The following is a 2825-nucleotide window of genomic DNA, read 5'->3' on the forward strand; positions in this document are numbered from 1 at the left end:
CGCCCAGCCGCTCGGCCAGTTCGCCGAGGTCGCCGATCTGGCCGCTGCCCTCGAAGCGGATCGCCCCGGCCGGGGCCCGCCGCATGAGCGTGGATAGCCGCGCCATCTCCTCCGGCGTCGCATCCCTGAAGGTGGCCGTCCCGGTATCCGCGGCAGCCCAGGCGGCGCGGCCCTTTGCGGCGCTTTCGGGCGTTTCCCAGACGATGAAATGGCCCTGGCTCAGCAGCAGTTCGGGCGCGGCCGCCACGTCGAGCAGGCGCGCCCAGGCCGGCATCGCGTCGGCGAGAAGCCTCCGCAGTGCCGCCTTGGCGGCGGCGAACCGAGCGGGCCTCGCCGCTCGGAGCAGGCGGAGCGAGAAGGGAAGCCAGGCACCGATGTCCCTCATCGGGAGGGACAGGGCGCCGCCCCGCCAGAATAGCCGTCGCCATATGCTCCTCACCGTCGCCGGAGAGGCAAGCGGCTCCACCTGCTCCACGGCGATATGGCCGGCATTGCCCCAGGAGGCGCCGCGCCTCTCCGGCTGTGGATCAACGAGCGTGGTGCTGATACCGCTTAGTTGGAGACGGATGGCGCAGCAAAGCCCTACCACTCCGCCGCCGATGACGACGGTCGTTTTCGGCTCTCCGGTTTTTTCGCTTGGCATCGCTTGATCATATACCGTATACGAAATTGACATGCAACGGAGGACCCAGTGAGTTCGTCAAGACCGATGTGGCAGGGCGTCTACCCCGCCGCCACTACTCAGTTCGCCGCCGATTCGTCGGTCGACCTCGACGCGACCCAGCGCGTCCAGACCGCCCTTGTGGACGATGGCGTGGACGGGCTGGTGCTGCTCGGCACGGTCGGCGAGAACAACTCGCTGCTGCCCGAGGAGAAGCGGGCGGTGCTTCGCGGCGCGGTCGAGGTCCTCGGCGGGCGCGTGCCGCTCATCACCGGCGTGTCGGAGCTCGGCACCGACCGGGCCATCCAATATGCGAAGGACGCCGAAGCCATCGGCATGGACGCGCTGATGGTGCTTCCGGCGATGGTCTATGTCCCGACATCGGAGGAGCTGTTCGCTCATCTGAAAGCAGTCGCCGAGGCGACCTCGCTCCCCGTCATGCTCTATAACAACCCGCCGGCCTATCGGGTGACGATCGGCTTCGACACGCTGGAGAAGCTGGCGGCTATCCCCAATGTCGTGGCGATTAAGGAAAGCGCGCCCGATCCGCGGCGCATCACCGATGTCATCAACCGCTTTGGCGACCGCTACACGATCATGGCGGGCCTGGATGACGTTGCCCTCGAGGCGATGCTGCTCGGCGCCAGCGGCTGGGTGTCCGGCCTCACCAGCGCCTTCCCGCAGGAGTCGGTGGCGCTGATCGCCGCCGTCGAGCGCGGCGACTGGGACGAGGCGCGGCGCATCTACCGTTGGTTCATGCCGCTTCTCCACCTCGATTCCGACCCCGACCTCGTCCAGTCGATCAAGCTCGCCGAGCAGATCATGGGTCGGGGTTCCGAACGGGTGAGGATGCCGCGCCTTCCCCTGAGCGGAGAGCGCCGCGCCGAGGTGACGGCAATGGTCGAGAAATGCGCGGCGACGCGGCCGACGCTGGCCAAGGCGGCGGCATAATGCAGCACATCGAACGAGCTGGGAGTGTGGTCCAAACGTGAGGCACACGTTCTTCTGCATAGACGGCCATACCGCCGGCAACCCCGTCCGCCTGGTGGCGGGCGGGGCGCCGCTGCTGAAGGGCGGCTCGATGGCCGAGCGGCGGCGCGACTTTCTCACCCGCTTCGACTGGATCCGCACCGGCCTCTGCTTCGAGCCGCGCGGGCACGACATGATGTCGGGCGGCTTCCTCTATCCGCCGACCCGCGACGACGCCGACTGCGGCATCCTGTTCATCGAGACCAGCGGCTGCCTCCCCATGTGCGGCCACGGCACCATCGGCATCGTGACGTTCGGCCTGGAGCACGGCCTCATTACGCCTCGCGAGCCGGGCAAGCTGTGCATCGAAGTCCCGGCGGGCGTCATCGACATTGACTATAAGGCGGAGGGCGACCGGGTCAGGTCCGTCCGCGTCAGGAACGTGCCTTCCTACCTCGCCCGGCGCGGCATCGAGATCGAGGTTCCCGGCTTCGGACCGCTGACGCTCGACGTCGCCTATGGCGGCAACTTTTATGCGATCATCGAGCCGCAGGGCCCTTACAAAGGCCTCGACGCCCTGGGCGCGGCTCGCATCGTCGAGCTGAGCCGCGCCATCCGGGAGATGGTTCAGGCCGTTTACGAGCCGGTACATCCGCTCGAGCCCGGCATCCGCGGCGTCAGTCATGTCCTCTGGGCCGACCAGCCCAAAGGCGAAGGTGCCGACGGGCGCAACGCCGTCTTCTACGGCGAACGGGCGATCGATCGCAGCCCCTGCGGCACCGGCACCTCCGCCCGCCTTGCCCATCTTCACGCGACCGACCGGCTCAGTGTCGGTGACAGCTTCGTCCATGAAAGCTATATCGGCAGCCGCTTCATCGGCCGGATCGAGGACGAGATCCTGATCGGCGACCAGCCCGCGATCATACCGTCGATCGAAGGCTCCGCCATCGCCACCGGCCTCAACACCATCTGGATCGACCAGGAAGACCCCTTCCGGGAAGGATTCTCCGTCGTTTGAGGACTAGCATGACCGAAACCATCAGCCTTTCCCACCACATCGCCGGCCGCTCCGTCACCGGTGCCGCCGCCTTCGAGCAGCGCAACCCCGCCCGGCCGGACAACCTCCGCGTCGAAGGTCCGGAGGCGGCACCGAACCTCGCCATGGAGGCGGCGGAGGCGGGGCGCATCGCCGTCG

At 67.8% G+C, this 2825-nt stretch carries 3 protein-coding genes; 2 read left to right on the forward strand and 1 reads right to left on the reverse strand.

The genetic code is table 11. The features are described from left to right. The coding region (locus VIR62_RS11635; protein ID WP_431871460.1) for an FAD-dependent oxidoreductase at positions 1 to 643 on the reverse strand (643 nt) is incomplete at its 3' end. 66 nt (positions 644 to 709) lie between these two features. Between VIR62_RS11635 and VIR62_RS11640 the strand changes: the two genes are divergently transcribed. Continuing rightward, positions 710 to 1612 carry a dihydrodipicolinate synthase family protein gene (locus VIR62_RS11640; RefSeq protein ID WP_431871463.1) on the forward strand — a complete coding sequence of 301 codons (903 nt, stop codon included), beginning with the start codon at positions 710 to 712 and terminating at the stop codon, positions 1610 to 1612. Positions 1613 to 1649: 37 nt separating this feature from the next. After that, entirely contained in the window at positions 1650 to 2648 is a 999-nt protein-coding gene (locus VIR62_RS11645; RefSeq protein ID WP_431871462.1) for a 4-hydroxyproline epimerase, read from the forward strand. Positions 2649 to 2825: the final 177 nt, after the last annotated feature.

Origin of the sequence: Allosphingosinicella sp., from assembly GCF_036570505.1 — a bacterium.
GTDB lineage: Bacteria > Pseudomonadota > Alphaproteobacteria > Sphingomonadales > Sphingomonadaceae > Allosphingosinicella.